Here is a 19,281-nt window from a genome sequence, read left to right as displayed (position 1 = left end):
CCTGCCGGAGGCGGAGAGGTCACCCCACCGCTGGATGGGCCGTCGCCTTGTGCTCCTTGAGCACCACACCGGTCTGTGGATCGACCTCTTTCAACAGGACGTCATAGCCCCACAAATCCGCGAGATGCTGCATCACCCGCCCGGCGTCGATTTCGTCGAGCAGCACGCGGTTGACGACGTTGTGGTGAACCACGAGGCGGCGGTCACCCGCGAGGTCGACGTCCACGACCTGGATGTCGGCGTCCGTCCAGGCCACGTCGTAGTGGCGTGCCAGGGCGCGGCGGAGCCGCCGGTACCCGCGCTCGTCATGGATGGCGTCGACCCGCACCTCCGGCTGCGTGTCGTCGTCGACGATGTGGAACATCCGCCACTCGCGGATCAGGCGCGGACTGAGAAACTGCAGGATGAAGCTCTCGTCGCGGTAATTGGCCCAGACATCGCGGAGGACGCCCATGGGATCGCCCACACCGGCGATATCGGGGAACCAGTCGCGGTCCTCGGCTGTGGGATCGGTCGCGATCCGCTCGATGTCCTGCATCATCGCGAAGCCCAGCGCGTAGGGGTTGATCCCGTTGTAGCGGCGATCGTCGTGGCGCGGCTGGAACGTCACGTTGGTGTGCGAGTGAAGAAATTCGAGGTAGTGGCCGTCGCCGATCCGCCCGGCCTCGTGCAGCCGGTTCATGATCTTGTGGTGCACGAAGGTGGCGCAGCCCTCGTTCATCACCTTGGTCTGGCGCTGCGGATAGAAGTACTGCGCCACGTGGCGGACGATCCGCAGGATCTCGCGCTGCCATGGCTGCAGGCGGGGCGCCGTCTTCTCCATGAAGTAGAGCAGATTCTCCTGCGGCAGCTGGAGCAGCGCCCGGCGCCGCTCCTCGCTGGGCGAGCCGGCACTCTCGCGCTTGCGCTGCGGCACGGTGCGCCAGAGGTCGTTGAACATCTGCTCGTCGTGCTCGCGCCGCTCCCTCTCACGGCGCTCCTCGGTGCGCAGGTCGGGCTTGCCGCGGCGCGGGTAGCGGTGCACCGACTGGTTCATCAGTGCGTGCGCGGCATCGAGCAGCCTTTCCACAGCGGCATGCCCGTAGCGCTCCTCGCAGGAGGAGACGTAGGCCTTGGCGAACTCCAGATAGTCGAGGATGCCGTCAGCGTCGGTCCACTGCCGGAACAGGTAGTTCGACTTGAAGAAATGGTTGTGCCCGATTGCGGCGTGCGCGATCACCAGCGCCTGCATCGTGGCGGTATTCTCCTCCATGATGTAGGTGATGCACGGGTTGGAATTGATGACGATCTCGTAGGCGAGATCGCTCCACCCCTTGCGGTAGACCTGCTCGTGCTGGGCGAAGTGCTTGCCGAAGGACCAGTGCTTGTAGAAGAGCGGCATGCCGGACGACGCATAGGCATCCAGCATCTGCTCGGCGGTGATGATCTCGATCTGGTTGGCGTAGACATCGAGGCCCAGGTCCCTGGTGCCGATCTCCTCCACGGCCTGGTAGATGCGGCGCAGCGTGGTAAAGTCCCAGTCTGAGCCTTCGAAGAGGAGATCGCTGGACAAGACTGCCGACATCAGGCCCCCGCCTTAGCGCCGTCACGCTTCTGGAACAGCTCCCGGAACACGGGAAAGATATCGCGGCGATGGCGAACCTTGCGCATGGCAAAGCTCGGCCAGTCGTCCTTCAACGCTTCGTAGGTGCGCCAGAGATCGCTCGGGCGCATGCCGAGGCCGAGCGACGAGGGCTCGTCCTCCGGCCCCACCTCCAGATACGCGTAATACTGGCACAGCGGCAGGATCGCCTGGGTCAGCAGCGCGGCCGTGCGGTCATTGTCGTTGGGCGCATTGTCGCCGTCAGACGCCTGTGCGGCGTAGATGTTCCAGTCCTCGGGGCTGAAGCGCTCCTTCAGGACACGGTCCATCTCCTCCAGTGCGGTCGAGACCACCGTCCCGCCCGTCTCGGTGGAATGGAAGAAGGAGTCCTCGTCCACCTCCTGCGCCACATGCGTGTGGCGGATGAAGACCACCTCGACGTTTCGGTAGCGCTTGCGCAGGAAAATGTAGAGCAGCGCGAAGAAACGCTTGGCGAGGTCCTTCATTGGCTCGGTCATCGAGCCCGACACGTCCATGAGGCAGAACATGACCGCCTGCGCGACGGGTCGCGGATGCGGCTGGTACTGGCGATAGCGCAAATCGATGGGATCGATGAACGGGATGCGCCGGCGCCGCTGGTCGCGCAGAGCGAGGTCGGCCTTGAGCGCGGCCAGATGGTCAGCGTCCGCGCCCTCGGCCTCCAGCCGCTCGATCTCCGCCTCGAGCTCGACCATGTCAGCGGTCTTCGGCCGCTTCAACGCGATGCGGCGCGACAGGCTGTTGCGCATGGTGCGGGGCAAAGCGAGGTTGGCGGGGGATCCGGAGACGGAGTAGCCCGCGCGCCGCCAGACGGGCGAGGTGATGCCCTCCACCCGCTGCTTGGCAAGATCGGGAAGCTCCAAGTCTTCCAGGAAGAGGTCCAGGAACTCGTCCTGCGACAGCGCGAAGCGGAAATCGTCCTCGCCTTCGCCGTCCGGCGAGCCTTCCGAACCACGCCCCCCGCCTCCGGAAGGCGGCCGAGGGATCGTGTCTCCTTCGAGGAAATCCGTGTTGCCGGGGAGAACGACGTCCCGCATGCCGCCGCCACGCCCGCGCCGCAGCGTAGGCTCGCGCACGCCGTCGGCGGGGATGGAAATCTCCCCGCCCTGGTCCATGTCGCGGATACCCCGCTCCTTGGAGTTGTCGCGAACGGCACGCCGTACGAGGGATTGCGCTCTCCGCAGAAAGCGCTGCCTGTTCCCGAGGCTCTTGCCCCCGGGGTTCAGACGTCGGTCTACGATGTACATCGCATGCGCCCGCCCGACCTCATCCGGCCTGTTTCACGCGCATGTACCACTCCACAAGGCGCCGAACCTGACGCTCCGTGTAGCCGCGGTTCATCATGCGGTTCACGAATTCAGTATGCTTCTTTTCGCTGTCGGAGTCTTTCTTCGATCCGAAGCTGATGACCGGCAGCAGCTCCTCGACCTGGCTGAACATCCGCTTCTCGATCACGTCGCGGATTTTCTCGTAGCTGGTCCAGGACGGGTTCTTGCCGCCGTGGCTGGCTCGGGATCGCAGCGCGAACTTGACCACCTCGTTGCGGAAGTCCTTCGGGTTCGCGATGCCGGCCGGCTTCTCGATCTTCGTGAGCTCCTGGTTCAGGAGTTCGCGATTGAGCAGCTGCCCCGTGTCGGGATCCTTGAAGTCCTGGTCCTCAATCCACGCGTCGGCGTAGTCGACGTAGCGGTCGAACAGGTTCTGCCCGTAGTCGTGGTAGCTCTCCAGATAAGCCTTCTGGATCTCGTGGCCGATGAACTCAGCGTAGCGCGGCGCCAGCTCCGACTTGATGAACTCGAGGTAGCGCTTCTCCGTGTTCTCCGGCAGCTGCTCGCGGCGCACGGTTTGCTCGAGCACATACATGAGATGCACGGGGTCGGCTGCGATCTCGGTCGTGTCGTGGTTGAAGGTCGCCGCCATCACCTTGAAGGCGAAGCGGGTGGAGACGCCATCCATGCCCTCGTCGACGCCGCCGGCTTCCTTGTATTCCTGCAGGCTGCGGGCCCTCGGATCCACCTCGCGCAGGCTCTCGCCGTCATAGACCCGCATCTTGGAGAAGATGTTGGAATTGGCGTGCTCGCGCAGGCGGGACAGCACCGCGAAGCGCGACAGCATCTCCAGCGTCGCCGGAGCACAGGACGCCCCGGCCAGCTCCGAGCCGCGAATGAGCTTGTCGTAGATCTTCTGCTCTTCCGTCACACGCAGGCAGTAAGGCACCTTGATGACGTAGATGCGGTCGATGAACGCCTCGTTGTTCTTGTTGGTCTTGAAGCTCTGCCACTCCGCCTCGTTGGAGTGCGCCATCACGATCCCCTGGAACGGGATCGCACCGATGTTCTCGGTGCCGACGTAGTTGCCCTCCTGCGTCGCCGTCAGCAGGGGGTGCAGCATCTTGATGGGCGCCTTGAACATCTCGACGAACTCGAGGATGCCCTGGTTCGACCGGTTCAGGCCGCCGGAATAGGAGTAGGCATCCGGATCGTTCTGCGACAGCGTCTCCAGCTTGCGGATGTCGACCTTGCCGACCAGCGACGAGATGTCCTGGTTGTTCTCGTCCCCCGGCTCGGTCTTCGAAATGCCGATTTGCCGCAGGCGCGACGGGTTCACCTTGACGACGCGGAAGCGCGAGATGTCGCCGTCGAACTCGTCGAGCCGCTTCAGGCACCACGGGCTCATCAGGCCGGTCAGGCGCCGGCGGGGGATGCCGTAGCGCTCCTCCAGAGCCGAGCCCATCGACTCCGGATCGAACAGGCCGAGCGGACTCTCGAAGATCGGGCTGATCTCGTTGCCGGCCTTCAGGACGTAGATCGGATGCGCTTCCATCAGCGCCTTCAGCCGCTCGGCCAGCGACGACTTGCCGCCGCCAACCGGACCGAGCAGGTAGAGGATCTGCTTGCGCTCCTCCAGTCCCTGCGCCGCGTGCCGGAAGAAGCTGACGATCCGCTCGATCGTCTCTTCCATGCCGTAGAATTCAGCGAAGGCAGGATAGGTTCGGATGGTCCGGTTCATGAAGATGCGGCCGAACCGGGCGTCTTTGGCCGTATCGACGAGTTGCGGCTCACCGATAGCAGCCAGGATGCGCTCGGGCGCACTCGCGAACATCATCGGGTCGTCGCGGCAGCCTTCAAGATAGTCGGACAGCGACATCTCGACTTCGCGGCGCGCTTCGTACTTTTTGGCGAAGCTGGCGAAGATTTCATTCTCGGGGAACATGTCCACCTTCCCGCGCTTGCATGGGCCAATCGATAACACGTGGGTTGACTAAGGGTTGCGTCAAGGGTCGAGCTTCCGCTCGACACAACAAATTCTTGGTACTGACTGAGACAGACCGGGAAAAAACGGCACAACACACAGGCTTGATCGCAATCGTCTCCGATGCGGCCTTGATTGCCTGCCAACGACTGCGACGCGGACGGCTTGGCCCTCCAGTGGTTTCATCATATGACCGACGCAAACCACTGTCGATGATTGCGTACTCCACCCACGTTCCCTTCACCGTTTCCCCGTACCGTCTTCTGCGTTCCGGAAAGTCTCCAAGGCACCGTTCATGGCCGTCCTCAACCTGCTGCTCATCCTGCTTGTGCTGGTCGTTGCCGTGCCCGTGCTCGTCCTTCTCGTTCAGGCCGCGGCCGCCCTGCTTCTTGGCCGAGGCGTTTCAGGTGAACTGACCGGCAAGGAGCGGGCCAACTCCGGTGCCAGCGTCGCAGTCCTCATCCCGGCCCATAACGAAGGCGCCGGGCTGCTCCCCACGATCGGGGACCTGCGCCCGCAACTCGGGCCGCAAGACAGGATCCTCGTCGTCGCCGACAATTGTAGCGACGATACGGCAGAGCAGGCCGCCAAGGCCGGCGCCGAGGTCATCGTGCGGCACGATCCTGCCAAGCGGGGCAAGGGTTTCGCCCTCGATTTCGGCATGCGCCACCTTGCCGCTTCTCCGCCCGACATTCTCGTCATGTGCGACGCCGATTGTCGCATCGGGCCGGACGCCGTCGCGCAACTCGTTGGCGCATGCCTGCGGACGGGACGCCCCACGCAGGCGCTCTATCTCATGGATCCACCCCAGGACCGTCCGGGGGAAGGCCGTGTGTCGCAGTTCGCATGGCGGCTGCGGAACAAGACACGTCCGCTCGGCATGCTGGCCATGGGGCAGCCTTGCCAATTAATGGGCACCGGCATGGCGTTTCCCTGGAACGTCATCAGGACCGCCGACCTCGCCACGGCCCGTTTGGCCGAGGATCTCGAGCTCGGGATCGAGCTGGCCCGTGACGGTCACCCGCCCCTGTTCTGCCCCGCCGCATCGGTGACGAGCGAGTTCGCCGCCACGAACTCGGGCGCCGACACCCAGCGCGAACGCTGGCAGCGCGGCCATCTCAACGCCATCCGCAAGCAGGTCCCTGGCCTTCTTCTCGCCGGCCTGCGCAAACGCGATCCGCGGCTGATCACGATGGCGCTCGACGTCGCCGTGCCGCCCATCGTCATGCTGACGGGCGCCACCCTCGCCGTCTTCGCGGTGTGCGCCGTATTTGCACTGTTGACCTGGAGCGCAGCCCCGGCGTTGGCCGGGAGCGCATTGCTCCTCGCCCTCCTCGTGGCGCTCTTCCTGTACTGGATCGATGTCGGGCGCGACATCCTGCCGCTCGGCAAGGCGGCCGGGGCCTTCGCCCGCTATTCCGCAAAGGCGGTACCCTTCGCCGGCCATATTCTCGCGAGCAAGGGAACAGCGGGCTGGGTACGCACCGACAGAACGAAGCCGCCGACGTGATGCGGTTCACTCCGTCGAGGCGTCAGGCCCTTTCGCTGCTGCTTCCCGCGACCCTCCTGCTGACGGGCGCAGCGCGCGCCGCCGGAGCGGGCCGGACTTTCCATGTCTCTCCAGACGGCGACGACAACGGGCCCGGTTCGCTGCAGCGGCCGTGGCGCAGTGTCGAAGTCGCAACCGAGCGCCTGCGGGCCGGCGATACCCTTCTGCTGCGCCGGGGAACCTACAGGCTCGCCCGGCAGGTTCGCTTTCCCCACGCCGGCACGCCGGGACGCCCCATTAGATTGGCGAGCTATCCGGGCGAAACCGCCGAGCTGGACGCCTCTGATGTCGTGACGAGCGACCTTTCGCCGCCCGGTCCGGAACAGCGCTACAACGGCGCCATCCAGATCGAGCGCACGGCGCACATCCGGATCGAGCGGTTGCGGCTGGTGAAGTCGCATGACGCCGGCATCACGATCCGGGACAGCTCCCATGTCGTGATCCGTAACAACACCATCGAGTCCACGTTCTCGTCCGGGATCGCGGCCTGGGACACCGAGCACAAGGGACTGACGACGCGCCACATCGTGGTGACCGGCAACACGGTTATCCGGCCAAACATCTGGGAGATGGCACCCGCCGGCCGGGAGAAGGACGACATCGGGACCCCGCAGGAGGGGATCAGCATCGCCGGGGCCATCGGCTTCGAGGTCTCCCACAACGTCGTCAGCGATGGCGGCAAGGAGGGGATCGACGTGAAGGAGACGAGCCGCGACGGCGTCGTTTTCCGCAACCACGTCCACCACATGGCCCGGCAGGGGATCTATCTCGACTCGTGGTTCGGCGCGGTCGAGAACGTCGTCGTCTCCGAGAACCTCGTGCACGACTGCCGCGGCGCGGCTGTCGCACTTTCCGTGGAGAACGGATCGCGGATGGACGACATCGTCATCCGCGACAACATTCTCGTGAACAACAAGGGCACGGCCATCCTGTTCTCGCGCTGGGGCGTGGACGGGCCGAGAAGCCGGATCCGCATCGAGAGGAATACGATCGACGGCAACGGTTACGGCGAGACGGACATGGGCCGGGCCTATTACTGGATCACCGGTGGGATCTATTTCTACTCCGGTTCCGTCTCGGACGTGGTCGTCCGCCGCAACGTCGTCTCGCGCAACAATGGCTTCCAGATCGGCTACAGCGCCCGCTTTGCCGATGGCCCCGGCAAGCTTGCCGAGGCGCTGCGCGAAAAGCGCGTGGACATCCGCGACAACCTGCTCAACCAGACCGAACGGGTAAGCTATCCCATCAGCAATGGATGGCCCGCCGAGCAGACCTACGCGATGGAAGGACGCGACGCTCTCGTGGCGGTGCCGCGCTTCGCCGATCCCGACCGGTTCGACTACCGCCTGCGCTCGCCGCGCGGCAAGTATGGCGCGTCAGCGAAAGCACTGGAGTGGGCGGCCGGGATCGGGCGCGCTGACGCGGCAAAGGGCCGCGCGCCCTGACATCGCGTCCCGGCTCGCGCCGGGCAGCGCCGGCCGTCGCACTCAGGGGCATCTGCCCACCTTAAATTCATCGTTTCCTGAAAGCATCCAGTCCCGGCCGGGACCGATCCCGCCCGCACACAGGGGAGACTCACCTTTGACGCCAGAGCCGAGCATCGGGACCGACCGGCGGACCCGGACGGACGCTCTTCGCGTCGCCTACGTGACCACCCATTTCCCCAGGCTGTCGCAGACCTTCATCGCCACCGAGGTGCAGGAACTGGAGCGCACCGGGACCATGGTGTTCCCGGTCGCCATGAACAAGCCGGGGACCAACGATCTCGCAACGGAGTGGGCCCGGCAAATTTCAGCCCGCACGCTTTACCTGAAGAAGCCGGCCGCGCTGGCCACGGCGGTGACGCGGGTCGCGCTGCGCCATCCCGTGAAGCTGCTGAGGCTCGCGGGGAAGGTCATCGCGTCCGCCCGCCTCTACCCGACGCTCATCGCAAGGCGCCTTGCCCATCTGTGCTACGCCACGCTGGCCGTCGAGCACTGCCGTGGGGCGGGCGTCCGGCACCTGCACGCCCATGACGGACAGTCTTCCTCCACCATCGCCTGGTTGTCGGCGGAGGTCGGGAACTTCACGCCGGGCGAGCGCTGGACGTGGAGTTTCACCCTTCACGGCCCCTACGACTTCGTCGATGAGCTGAACGCGCGCCTCGACCTGAAAGCATCCTCTGCCGCCTTCGTCGCCTGCATCAGCGACTTCACCAAGGCTCAGCTGTGCCGGGTCGCCCACAGCGACGACTGGGACCGGTGCAAGGTCCTGCGCTGCGGCATCCGGCTCGCCGATTTTCCCTCCCGGCCCGAGTTCCCTGCGCGGGATGATCCCAGGGTGCTGATCGTGGGCCGGCTGGCGCCCGAGAAGGGACACCTCATCCTCCTGCGCGCCGTGGCCCTGCTCGCATCACGCGGCGTGCCGATCGGCGTCGATGTGGTCGGGGGCGGCCCTTTCGAACCGGTGATCCGGCGCGAGTGCGACCGGCTCGGGATTTCCGACAGGGTGACGCTGCACGGCGAAATGCCCCCTGTCGAGGTCTCCCGGAAACTCGCGGAGACGGACGTGTTCTGCCTTCCCTCGTTCGCGGAGGGACTGCCGATCTCGATCATGGAGGCCATGGCGGTCGGGGCGCCGGTGGTCACGACCTATATCGCCGGAATTCCGGAACTGGCGGTCGACGGTGTGACGGCGCTCACGGTTCCGTCGAGCAACGTGCCGGAACTCGCCGACGCCCTTCAGGCGGCGGTCAGCGACGAGGCGCTGCGGCGCCGGATCACAGCGAAGGCGCGTGAGGCCGTGGAGGAACGCCACGTGCTCGAGGCTTGCGTGGCGAAGCTGCGCGAAGAGTTCGCCGCCTGCATTTCGCCCGCCGCGCCGCGCTGATAGGCGCGCCAGTCAGGTCACGCCGCGCCTGCCACGGTCTTCTCGATCGCGTCCCGGAAAGACACGGCAGGCGTCCAGCCGAGCAATTCCTTCGCCTTGGCGTTTGAGAAGCGCAACGGCCTCCAGCGCGCCTGCTGGCGCGGGTAGGACATGATCTCGGGCAGCTTTGCACGCCCGCCAAGGGCGTACCGATTGACGAGGTCGATCACCTTTCCGCCGCCGCCCAGCACGAACCATGGCACCGGGAGGCCCGGGCCGACCTTGGCGCCGGCACGCCGGCTGGCACGGAAGAACTGCCCGTAGGTGGGAAGCTCGTCGTCGATCACGTTGATCACTTCGCCGGCCGCCGCCGGCGCGGTGACTGCCTTCACGAGAGCGTTGGCGCAGTTGTCCACGTAGGTGACCGGAAAGCGCGCTCCGGACGAGAAGATCAGGTTGAGGCGGCCGAGCGAAAGGCCGGCTCCGAACAGCCAGTCCTTGGTCGGCCCGTACACCGCACCCGGCCTGACCACGACGACCTCTGCGTCCTTCTCGGCGCATGTCTCGCGCACCAGCCGCTCCTGGACGATCTTGGTGATCGTGTATTCGCCCCGGCGATTGGGATTGCGCTCGATCGGCGTCGCCTCAGTCAACCGGCCGAAGGCCGGCACCGACGCGTAGTCGTAGACGGAGAACGAGCTGACATGGACGAACCGCTTCAGCCGCGCGAAGTCGAGTTCGGCCAGCAGGTTCTCCGTCGCGATCACGGTGCCGGCGAACTGGGTCGGCAGGTCGCCGCTGAGCGAGGCCGCGAGGTGGATGACGGCCTCCGCCGTCTTCACGCTGTCGCACCACGGGCCGCGCTGGCGCAGGTCGCACCTCACGAGCGTGACCCTGCCCTCCGGCCATGATCCCTGGTCGGCCTTGCCGGCGGGACGCACCATCGCGAGCACATCATGGCCAGCCGCGACGGCCTGCGCGACGACGGCGCGGCCGAGAAAGCCGGATGCTCCGGTGACGAGAACTCTCATGGCACGGCCACCAGCTTGACGCCGGGGCGGACCGGCTCTCGCAACGCCACGAGGCTGTCGACGAGCAGGGCGGTGTCGAGGATCTCCTGCCGGGTTATCGGCGGCGCGTCGCCTCGTCGCAAGGCCTCGTAGAACTTGTCCAGCATCACGCCGAGCCCGTGATACGGCGAATGCTGCATCACCTTGTCGCGCAAGTTCCTGAAGCCCGCCGCAACGAGGGAGGCCCCCGAAAGCACCTGCTCGATGGGAGCGCGCTTGCCGACGTTCGCCCCGCCCTGCACCCGCATATAGGGCTGGAACAGATCGACCTCCGCCCTGCCCTTCGTTCCCGCGACGCGGACGAAGAAGCAGTCCGGCTTGATCTCGGACGACACCGTCAGGCGGCCACGGACGTCTCCGGCTTCGAGAAGCGCGTCGAACGTATCGTAGCCCACGCGCACGTTCCCGCTGCGGTTGGTGAGGATGCCGGACAGGTCGTCGACCCGGGTGGCGCCGGCGTAGTGCAGGAACAAATAGGCCATGTGCGGCAGCAGGTCCTGGACCGCGCCGCCCGGCAAGGCGACACCGGGGCCGCTGAGGTTGAGGTCGCCGAAATTGCTCTTCGGCAGATCGAGGGCGATCAGGACCTCGACGTCCCTCACCTCGCCGAGGCGCCCCTCCGCGATGATCGCGTCCAGCCGCCGTATGGGGTCGTTGTAGAGGTAATTGCGCGACTCGATCAGGATCCTGCCTGCCTGGTCGGCAGCGTCCAGCAGGTCACGCGTTTCCGCCGCGGAGCCCGTCATGGGCTTCTCGCAGACCACATGCGCACCGGACTTCAGGCAGTCGACGACCAGCCTCGAATGGGTCTGCGGAGGGGTCAGGACGTGGACGACATCGGGACGCGCCACAGCGAGCATCTCGGCACTGTCGGTGTAGGCCGCCGCCGCTCCATAGCGCTCTGCAGCAACCCGCGCCGCCGCCCGGGATGTGTCGCACACGCCGGCGATCTCGACGCCCGGGAGCCTGGACAGCACCGCCAGATGTTGGTGGGCGATGGCGCCGCAGCCCAGTACGGCCACCCTCAACCGGCCCGTAGATATTCCGCGATCCATGGGCGTCCCTTCGACGAGTAATGCGGACCTTGCGCAACCGTACCAATCAAGCCGGACACGCTCGCGACAATGCCACCTCCCCGCGCAGGAGGTCGGATAGCATCAAAGCGGATAAGCGCACAACACCGTTTCCAGACGCTCAACCCGTGCAACTCTGCCGTTTCTGGCGGCAAGTACACTTTCTCAAATCTTTTCAGGAATCCAGCATCCGGCGGCAAAGCGAAAACGTGCCGTTTACCTTAAAGTCCGGTCGTGTGGCAGGACAGCTCGCGGGATTGAGTTGACTGGCGAAGAGCCTACATCCGAAGAATGCGGGCAGGGAAAGCGGAGTCGGACATGGGTGATCAAAGCTGGCGCTGGGTCGCGGCTCTCGCCGCGGGAGGCCTGCTCATGGGCCTGTCCGTGGCACAGGCTACCGAACCTGCGTCATCGGACCGCCCGAGCGTCCACGAGGTGACGATGGCCGCGCCGGACATCATCGCCGTCGAGATCCGCGATCCCGCCTTCGTGCAGAACGGCATTGTCCCACTGCCGGGCGGGAAGCAGCCGGCGAACCGCGGCCATTGGGTCGATCTGGGCGGCCAGTGGGCGAAGATCGTCGGCCCTGAAGGAGCGTTCGCCCGCATCTCCGACCGCCCGCCACCCGCCTATCTGGACCGCGCCGCCATCGATGACGCATCCGCCTACGGCAAGATCGGCGGGCGAACGGTGACGAACGTCTACCGCAAGTCCGTGCCCTACGATTCCGGCATCTTCCCAGGTCCGAATGCCGAGGACCGCACAGGCGCCAGCCTCAAGCACTATGTCTACCTGAAGCTCGACGGAAAATTGCCGGATGGCGCGTACACCATCTCCTTCCCGCGCGACGCTGCGGCACCGGCCTCCTTCAGCTTCTCCGACCGGTCGACGAGGGCGATCGCGATCCATGCGAATCAGAACGGATATGCTCCGGGCGACGAGTCCAAAATCGCCTTCCTTTCACTCTGGCTTCCCGGAGGTCCGGCGGAGGGTGCGGTCGACTTCCGGAACTACGGGCTGAAGCAGTTCGAGATTGTCGACGAGGCGGGCAAGAAGGCCTTCTCGGGCGATCTCGTGCTGAGAAAGGGACCGGCCGATCCCGAGCCGGGCAACGGCCTTCCAGGCCCCGTCATCGAGTACCCGAGCGCATCGGGAAAGCCGGTGACCGTCACGCAGTTCAAGCCGGGCAAGCCGGTACGCCTCGTCCTGTCCGGAGGCGCCTTCAAGCCGGGACAGCGCATCTGGATCAAGGGCTTCGAGGGACAGTACTGGCCCGTCAACAGCTTCCACACCGTCACCGCCGTCGACGGCGACGAGGTGACCCTGGCGGATGTCGACGGGACGGAAATGCCGCCCCTGAAGGGCGAGATCGGGCAGGCCTTCACGGTGAATCGCGCCAACCGGGCCGGCACCTACGTATTCCAGATCGACTTCGGCGCCTGGAAGCCGGCGGCCGAGGGGCAATACCGGATCAGGATTCCGGGGCTGGGCGTATCCGACCCATTCCCCGTCACGAGGAACGTGTGGGCGAAGGCCGCGCAAGTAGCAGCCGCTGGCCTCTACAACCAACGCTCCGGCGTGGCGCTCGACGGACGCTACGGGCTGAAAAGGCCCGCGCCGTTCCGGCCCGGCGAGTCCATCGAGCAGTTCCGCAGCCGCCTGCCCTTTGCGTTCAGCGGGGAATCCACGACGGGCTTCATCGGTTTTAAAGACGCCGGAAAAGCGCCTTGGATCACGAAGGAGAAGACCCCGCCAGACTACTGGGGCGGCTACATGGACGCCGGCGACTGGGACCGGCGGATCCACCACGTCGATGTCAGCTATCTCCTTCTGGATCTTTACGAGACGCTCGGTCCGACGAAAAACGTCTCGCTTGGAATCCCAAAATCCTCCGAGGCCCTCGATCCCGCTCTCTATGCTGGGACGGACTCTCTTCCGGACCTGCTGCAGGAGGCGATCTGGAACCTCGACATGTTCCGGCGCATGCAGCAGCCCGATGGCAGCGTCATCGGCGCACTCGAGAGTTCCGGTGACCCGCTGCCCGGAGAGCCCAGCTACCTCTCCGGTGATCCCGCCTTCGCCTATGCGCCGGACCACGTCTCCACCTACCGCTACGCCGCAGGGGCGGCGAAGCTCGCGACATTACTCGATCCCCTCGCGCCGAAGCTCGCGGCCGTGTTCGCCGACAGCGCCAAGCGGGCCTGGACGGCTGCGGAGGGCGCGCGCGCTGACCCCGACGCCTATTACGCAGAGGCCATCAAGATCGCCGAAGACAACAAACTGTTCCAGGAAGGCGGGTGGGATGCGTTCAAGCAGACGCTGGCCAAGGCCGCCGAGCGGGAGCGGATGGGCGCCGCAGGCGCCCTCTTCCGGCTCACGGGAGATGCCGCTTTTCGGGACGCTTTCGAGCAGATGTGGAACAAGGGGTTCGAGTTCGACGGGCACCCGGCCGACGGCGCCTGGGAGTATTATCGCAGCACGTCACCTCTCGCCGACACGAAGCGCAAGGCGGAGATCCGGGCCGCCATACTCAAGGCCGCGACGTTCTTCTACAATGGCTCGGCTCAGCAGGCCTACGACAACCTGAAGCACTTCTACGCGCCGCTGGGCTGGGGACAGGGCCTTCCGCCCGACTACAATGCTGTCACGACGCTGATCAGGGCACACCAGCTCGCGTCCAACCCCGCGATCCTGAAGGCCATGGAGAACGGGTCGGGCCAGCTTCTGGGGGCCAACCAGGTGGGGCTGAGCTTCACCACGGGCCTCGGCCTGCGCAACATCCGGCATCCGCTGCACGAGGACCATCGCGCAATGGGCGTCCCGGCGCCTCCCGGGATCACGGTCTTTGGCTGGGCGCCGCAGTGGCAGACGTCCAACTTCTGGATCTTCGGGCCGCCCTGGTCACCGCTTCCAGTGTCGGGCACGGATGAAAACGCCGCTCAACGCAGCGTGTCGCCGGAACGCTTCACCATGCCCGTCTTCGAGTACCTGATCGAACAGCCACAACTCGTCATGCAGCAGGAGTATACGGTGCAGCAGTCCACCGCGACGACGCTGGCGATGTGGCTTTACCTCGCCGACCACGTCCGTTAGGACGACCACGCACCGGCCGTAGTCGCTGCCGTCCTTTCCGGCGGCCGGGCCTGCCCGGTCGCAAACCTACGCCTCGCCGCGCATCCCGGCGGATGAGGACGGCGCAGTCCGGTTGAATGCGCCGGACGGCAACTGTTCCTTCACCTGGTTGGACGACACCCTTCTTTCGAATGCTTCAGTCCGCCCGGCACATCAACCACAGCCTGATCTGGATCGCCGGCCCCTACGCGGTCTCGGTCGTTCTACGCTTTGGCACGAACATCATCCTGGCGCGGCTGCTCTCGCCGGACATTTTCGGCGTCATGCTCATCCTCACCACGCTGCGGGTGGGCGTCGAGCTCGTCACGGATGTCGGCATCGCCCAGAACATCGTTCAGCACAAGGAAGGCGGCGACCGCGCCTTCTACAACACGGCGTGGACGGTTCAGCAGATCCGCGGAGTGCTGATCGGCGGCGTGATGGTCGCTTCGGCCGTGCCTCTTGCCCGGCTGTACGAAATCGATCCCACTTACATCCTTTTCAGCGCCGCCGTGATGGTGATCGGTGCGATGCACGCGCCGTCCCAGCACCTGCTCCAGCGCAGCGTCAATGTCAGGTTCTATAACCTGTTCGATCTCGCGCACGACGTGCTGTCGTCCGTCGTCTATCTCACCTTCGCGAAGCTGTTCCCGACCGTATACGGGCTGCTCTACGCCGGCCTGCTGACCGTGGTGTTGCGGACCGTGTCGACGTTTTTCCTGCCCAAGGGGCGGGTCTGGTACAGTCTCGACCGGCGCTACGTCCGCGACATCCTGTCGTTCGGCAAATGGATCTTCCTGGCGTCGCTGGTCAGCTATCTCTGCAGCAACTTCGACCGGCTCTACCTCGGGCAGGTGGCGCCGCTGGCCGCGCTGGGCGTGTTCGGTATCGCGCGCGGGATCGCCGACCTCCCGGTTTCGCTGATGGCCCGCATCGGCAACACGCTGCTCTTTCCCCTGATCGCCGCGTCACGCGACGGCGACCGCGCCACGCTTGAGAAGCAACTAGCGTCGACACGGCTGCGGGTCTCGCTTCTCGCAGCGGTCGTGCTGGCCTTCGGGGTGTGCATATCGGACATTTTCATCCGGGTCGTCTACGACCACCGCTACCAGGATGCCGGGTGGATGCTGCCCATTCTGCTGACGGGGATCTGGACGACGCTCCTCGCCTCGCCGGCGGAATACACGTTGCTGGGATTGGGCAAGCCGAAGATCACGGTTGTTGGCAACGCCGCCAAGTTCGCGCTCTATCTGGTGGGGCTGCCGCTTGCATTCACCACTTCGGGCATGTTCGGCGCGGTGGTGATGATCGCGGTCTCGGACATCGCCCGTTACATTCCTGTCGCCTACGCCCTTCGGCGCGTCGGCCTGAGCACGTTGAAACAGGACGGGGTGGCGACGCTGGCGTTTGCTGGAACCCTCGCTGCGATGTGCGCCATACGCTACGCATTCGGTTGGGGTACGCCCTTTGATGGGATTTCGCTCCTCGTTAATTAAAGGCTTTGTAGCATCGCTTCTGGGATCCACCCGGGCAACCCAGCGTTTCTCCCCTGAGGTGCAGTTCCTCCAGGCCGGGTGGCCGATCATTAAGGTGTCGCAAGTAAACTGCGACAATCAATCCGGGACACATCCCGGTCGGAGCATACTGTCGCCTCGTCGAGGGGCCGCAGGACCGAAACCACTGGTCGGAGCAGGGTAGCGGCAGGGCCGCAGGAGACAGGGTTGTGCGTCTACTCTTTGTTCAGTACAGCGGCGACTGGCGAAAGACCTTCATCGGGCTGAATGAAGGGGATGAAGAGACTTACCACGGGCAGCGCTACGTCCAGGACTTTGTTGGCGACCTGGCGCGGACGGCCGAGCAGGTCGGGATGCTCTGCTGCAAGACGGCGACGGCCTATGACGAGGTCCTTCCCAGCGGCGTCCGGGTGATGGGCGGAGGGCAGGCGGACTTTAGTTGGCGCGGCGCGCTGCGGCTCATCGCCACCTTCAATCCCACGCACATCGTCACTTTGCTGCCGCACCCCAGCATTCTGATGTGGGCTGCCGTCAAGGGACGCAGATGCCTGCCGCTGCTGGCAGACTCCTTCACCCCCCGCACGATGAGGGCGCACGTGAAGAACTGGGTGCTGGCGACGTTGCTGAACAGCCGCGCCTTCGACGTGATCGCCAATCATGGGGTCAACGCCAGCCTTTCGCTGGCCTCGATCGGAGTGAAGCCCGAGAAGATCGTGCCGTGGGACTGGGAGTATGATCTCAGTCCCGGCATCCACGAGCCAAAGGCGTTGCCCGAGGGGCAGGCACGCCGGCTGATCTATATCGGCTCGGTCTCGAAGGCGAAGGGCGTAACCGACCTCATCAAATCCCTCCCCCATTTTGCTGCCGCCGGCCTCGACGTTCGCGCCAGCATTGCCGGCAACGGCGACATCGACGAGATGCGGTCCCTCGCGCAACGGCTTGGTGTCGCCGACCGCGTCGAATTCCTGGGCCTGTTTCCGCACAGCAAGGTGGTGGACCTGATGCGGTCGGGCGATCTGGTGATCGTCCCCAGTCGCCACGTCTATCCCGAGGGATTCCCGCTCACCATCTACGAGGCGCTGACCTCGCGCACGCCGCTGATCGTGTCCGACCATCCGATGTTCATAGGCAACCTGGTCGACCGGGAGTCGGCCATGTTCTTCACGGCGGAAGACCCGCAATCGCTATTCGGCGCGGCGGCAGCCGTCCTGAGCGACCCCGGGCTCTACTCGGCCATCTCCACCAACTCCCTGGCCGCCTGGCGCGACCTGCAGATCCCGATGAAGTGGGGCGAACTCGTCCGCTACTGGCTCGTCGACGACGTCCACTCCCGAGCGGTCCTCGCGCGGCATGCGCTCAGCAGCCGGGAGTACACGGACCGGATTGCCCGTCTCAGGGAGTTGTCGAACCCCGTGCTCATCACCGCACCAGTCCATTGACGGATTGCGTGATAGCCGTGGGAACGAGACGCAGCGTTGAAGCGGGGGGCGCCTATCCCTGCCGTTACTCCTGTCCTCCCGGGGCGACCGGCGCATGATTGTTGCCTACCTCATCCTCGCCCATAACCGGCCCGACCAGTTGGCGCGGCTGGTGTCGCGCCTTGGCGAGAGCTCGCCGGTGCTGATCCACTTTGACGGAAGGGCGAGCCAGGAGGAATTCGAGCACGCCCGTTCTGCCGTCGCCGCCATTCGTAGCGACGTGATCTTCGTCCGCCGTATCCGCTGCTATTGGGGCGACGGCGGCATCATGGACGCCACGCTGGAGCTGGTACGCACACTCGTCGGCTCGCAGGTCGCGTTCGACTACGCGGCGCTGCTGTCGGGTTCCGACTATCCGGTGATGGCTCGTGGTGAACTGCGTGCGCTGCTCGGGAAGACCCCGGGCCGGGAGTACATCGAGTCCTTCGATCTCGACGCACCCAACCGATGGAGCACGGACGAGGGCCTCTTCCAGGCCTCCGCTCGCGTGCGGAGCCGCAGCATCCGCTTCCGCTCACAGGTGTGGAAGCTGCCGGGCACGCGGACGATCCCGTTGGGCCTCCGCCCCTTCGGCGGCTCGCAATGGTGGTGCCTGACCCGGGCCTTCCTGGTTTACGCCGTCGCCTTCACGATCGACAACCCTCGGTTCGAAGCCTTCTTCCGGCGCACTTTCATTCCGGACGAGAGCTTCATGCAGACCCTGATCTCGAACTCGGCGTTCGCCGGGGCGGTCACCGGCGACAACCTCACCTTTGCCATCTGGGACAGACCCCCGATCTTTCCCGCCACGCTGGGCATGGAAGACCTTCCGGCCATCAGGGCGAGCGGCAAGCCGTTTGCTCGCAAGTTCGACCCGTCGGCCGACCCGGCGCTGCTCGACACGATCGACCGCGAGTTGCTCGGCCACGCGAAGCCCGGCACCCCGGCGGTCCAGCCGGCAACGCGCAGCGCCGACAACATCGTGGGCTGACCGTGCAGGGCTCAACGACACCGGCAGATGCCGCCACCTCACCCACGACAGTGAGCATCCTCGGCGTCACCGTGACCGGGGCGACGCGGGACGAGGCCGTCGCCCGCGTCCTCGCGGCAGTGGCCAACCGCTCGACGCTCAGGCTCGCGTTCCTCAACGCCAACCTCGCGAATATCGCCTGGACGGCACCGGCGGTGAGGCAAGCCCTCTCCGGGTTCCTGGTGCTCAATGACGGTATCGGCGTCGACCTCGCCAGCCGCATCCTGCGGGGCGAGACCTTCGCCGAGAACCTCAACGGCACCGACTTCGTGCCCTATCTGCTCGACCGTGCCGGGGGGCTTCGGGTCTATCTCTACGGCGGCCGGCCGGACGTCAGCGCCCGTGCCGCGCAGCTCGTGGCCGAACGCTGGCCCCGCCACGCGGTGGTCGGCGCAACCCACGGCTACCTGCCGGAGGATGAGCGCGCATCCCTGCCGGCCCGGATCGCCGAGGCACGGCCGGACATCGTGATCGTCGCTCTCGGCAATCCGCTCCAGGAGCTGTGGATCGCGGACCATGTCCCCGCCGTGGCCCCCTGCGGGATCGGGGTCGGCGCGCTTCTCGACTTTCTCACCGGCGAGGTGAAACGCGCGCCCGAATGGGTCCGCAGAACGCGCACCGAGTGGGTCTATCGACTCGCGCAGGAGCCGCGACGGCTATGGCGGCGCTACGTCGTCGGCAATGTGCTCTTCCTCAACCGCGTGATGCTGCAGAAAGCCGGCCGCGGACCTGCCGGGCGGCGAGGCTGACCGGCCTC

13 protein-coding genes are annotated in these 19,281 nt (G+C 65.7%); 8 read left to right on the top strand and 5 right to left on the bottom strand.

Translation table 11 applies throughout. The annotated features are described in order from the left end of the window. Positions 1–19 precede the first annotated feature (19 nt). The 3 genes from AC5JCN_RS02070 to AC5JCN_RS02060 are packed head-to-tail and all read right to left on the bottom strand — an operon-like array spanning position 20 to position 4,834. Entirely contained in the window at positions 20–1,564 is a 1,545-nt protein-coding gene (locus AC5JCN_RS02070; protein WP_495753340.1) for a SpoVR family protein, read from the bottom strand. Beyond that, positions 1,564–2,868 (bottom strand): YeaH/YhbH family protein, encoded by a 1,305-nt coding sequence (locus AC5JCN_RS02065; RefSeq protein ID WP_495753339.1) that lies wholly within the window; start codon positions 2,866–2,868, stop codon positions 1,564–1,566. The genes AC5JCN_RS02070 and AC5JCN_RS02065 overlap by 1 nt, the downstream gene beginning before the upstream one ends. Before the next feature lie 19 nt (positions 2,869–2,887). After that, positions 2,888–4,834 carry a PrkA family serine protein kinase gene (locus tag AC5JCN_RS02060; RefSeq protein WP_495753338.1) on the bottom strand — a complete coding sequence of 649 codons (1,947 nt, stop codon included), beginning with the start codon at positions 4,832–4,834 and terminating at the stop codon, positions 2,888–2,890. A gap of 334 nt (positions 4,835–5,168) precedes the next feature. Here AC5JCN_RS02060 and AC5JCN_RS02055 point away from each other — a divergent pair, with 334 nt between their 5' ends. The 3 genes from AC5JCN_RS02055 to AC5JCN_RS02045 all read left to right on the top strand — a co-directional run bounded on the left by AC5JCN_RS02055 (position 5,169) and on the right by AC5JCN_RS02045 (position 9,290). After that, positions 5,169–6,383: a glycosyltransferase family 2 protein gene (locus AC5JCN_RS02055; RefSeq protein ID WP_495753337.1), complete on the top strand. Its 1,215-nt coding sequence runs from the start codon at positions 5,169–5,171 to the stop codon at positions 6,381–6,383. After that, positions 6,383–7,867 (top strand): right-handed parallel beta-helix repeat-containing protein, encoded by a 1,485-nt coding sequence (locus AC5JCN_RS02050; RefSeq protein WP_495753730.1) that lies wholly within the window; start codon positions 6,383–6,385, stop codon positions 7,865–7,867. Before AC5JCN_RS02055 ends, AC5JCN_RS02050 begins: the two co-directional genes overlap by 1 nt. Before the next feature lie 136 nt (positions 7,868–8,003). Continuing rightward, on the top strand, positions 8,004–9,290 hold the full coding sequence (locus tag AC5JCN_RS02045) for a glycosyltransferase family 4 protein (RefSeq protein ID WP_495753336.1): 1,287 nt from the start codon (positions 8,004–8,006) through the stop codon (positions 9,288–9,290). Positions 9,291–9,307: 17 nt separating this feature from the next. Here the strand turns inward: AC5JCN_RS02045 and AC5JCN_RS02040 are convergent, their stop codons facing one another. Next, on the bottom strand, positions 9,308–10,300 hold the full coding sequence (locus tag AC5JCN_RS02040; protein ID WP_495753335.1) for an NAD-dependent epimerase/dehydratase family protein: 993 nt from the start codon (positions 10,298–10,300) through the stop codon (positions 9,308–9,310). Then, the gene (locus AC5JCN_RS02035) at positions 10,297–11,394 is read right to left on the bottom strand and encodes a Gfo/Idh/MocA family protein (protein ID WP_495753334.1); all 1,098 of its coding nucleotides are present in this window, start codon (positions 11,392–11,394) and stop codon (positions 10,297–10,299) included. The genes AC5JCN_RS02040 and AC5JCN_RS02035 overlap by 4 nt, the downstream gene beginning before the upstream one ends. A gap of 336 nt (positions 11,395–11,730) precedes the next feature. Between AC5JCN_RS02035 and AC5JCN_RS02030 the strand changes: the two genes are divergently transcribed. From AC5JCN_RS02030 to AC5JCN_RS02010, 5 genes are all read left to right on the top strand, one after another. After that, positions 11,731–14,505 carry a glycoside hydrolase family 9 protein gene (locus AC5JCN_RS02030; RefSeq protein WP_495753333.1) on the top strand — a complete coding sequence of 925 codons (2,775 nt, stop codon included), beginning with the start codon at positions 11,731–11,733 and terminating at the stop codon, positions 14,503–14,505. 170 nt (positions 14,506–14,675) lie between these two features. Further along, on the top strand, positions 14,676–16,019 hold the full coding sequence (locus tag AC5JCN_RS02025) for an oligosaccharide flippase family protein (protein ID WP_495753332.1): 1,344 nt from the start codon (positions 14,676–14,678) through the stop codon (positions 16,017–16,019). A 227-nt stretch (positions 16,020–16,246) separates the two neighbouring features. Beyond that, positions 16,247–17,476, top strand: a complete 1,230-nt coding sequence (locus AC5JCN_RS02020) for a glycosyltransferase (RefSeq protein WP_495753331.1) — start codon at positions 16,247–16,249, stop codon at positions 17,474–17,476. Positions 17,477–17,570: 94 nt separating this feature from the next. After that, positions 17,571–18,485 (top strand): beta-1,6-N-acetylglucosaminyltransferase, encoded by a 915-nt coding sequence (locus AC5JCN_RS02015; RefSeq protein ID WP_495753330.1) that lies wholly within the window; start codon positions 17,571–17,573, stop codon positions 18,483–18,485. 2 nt (positions 18,486–18,487) lie between these two features. Continuing rightward, positions 18,488–19,273 (top strand): WecB/TagA/CpsF family glycosyltransferase, encoded by a 786-nt coding sequence (locus AC5JCN_RS02010; protein ID WP_495753329.1) that lies wholly within the window; start codon positions 18,488–18,490, stop codon positions 19,271–19,273. Positions 19,274–19,281: the final 8 nt, after the last annotated feature.

The sequence above is a fragment of the Alsobacter sp. genome (assembly GCF_059501845.1).
This window is presented reverse-complemented; position numbering and strand designations above follow the sequence as displayed.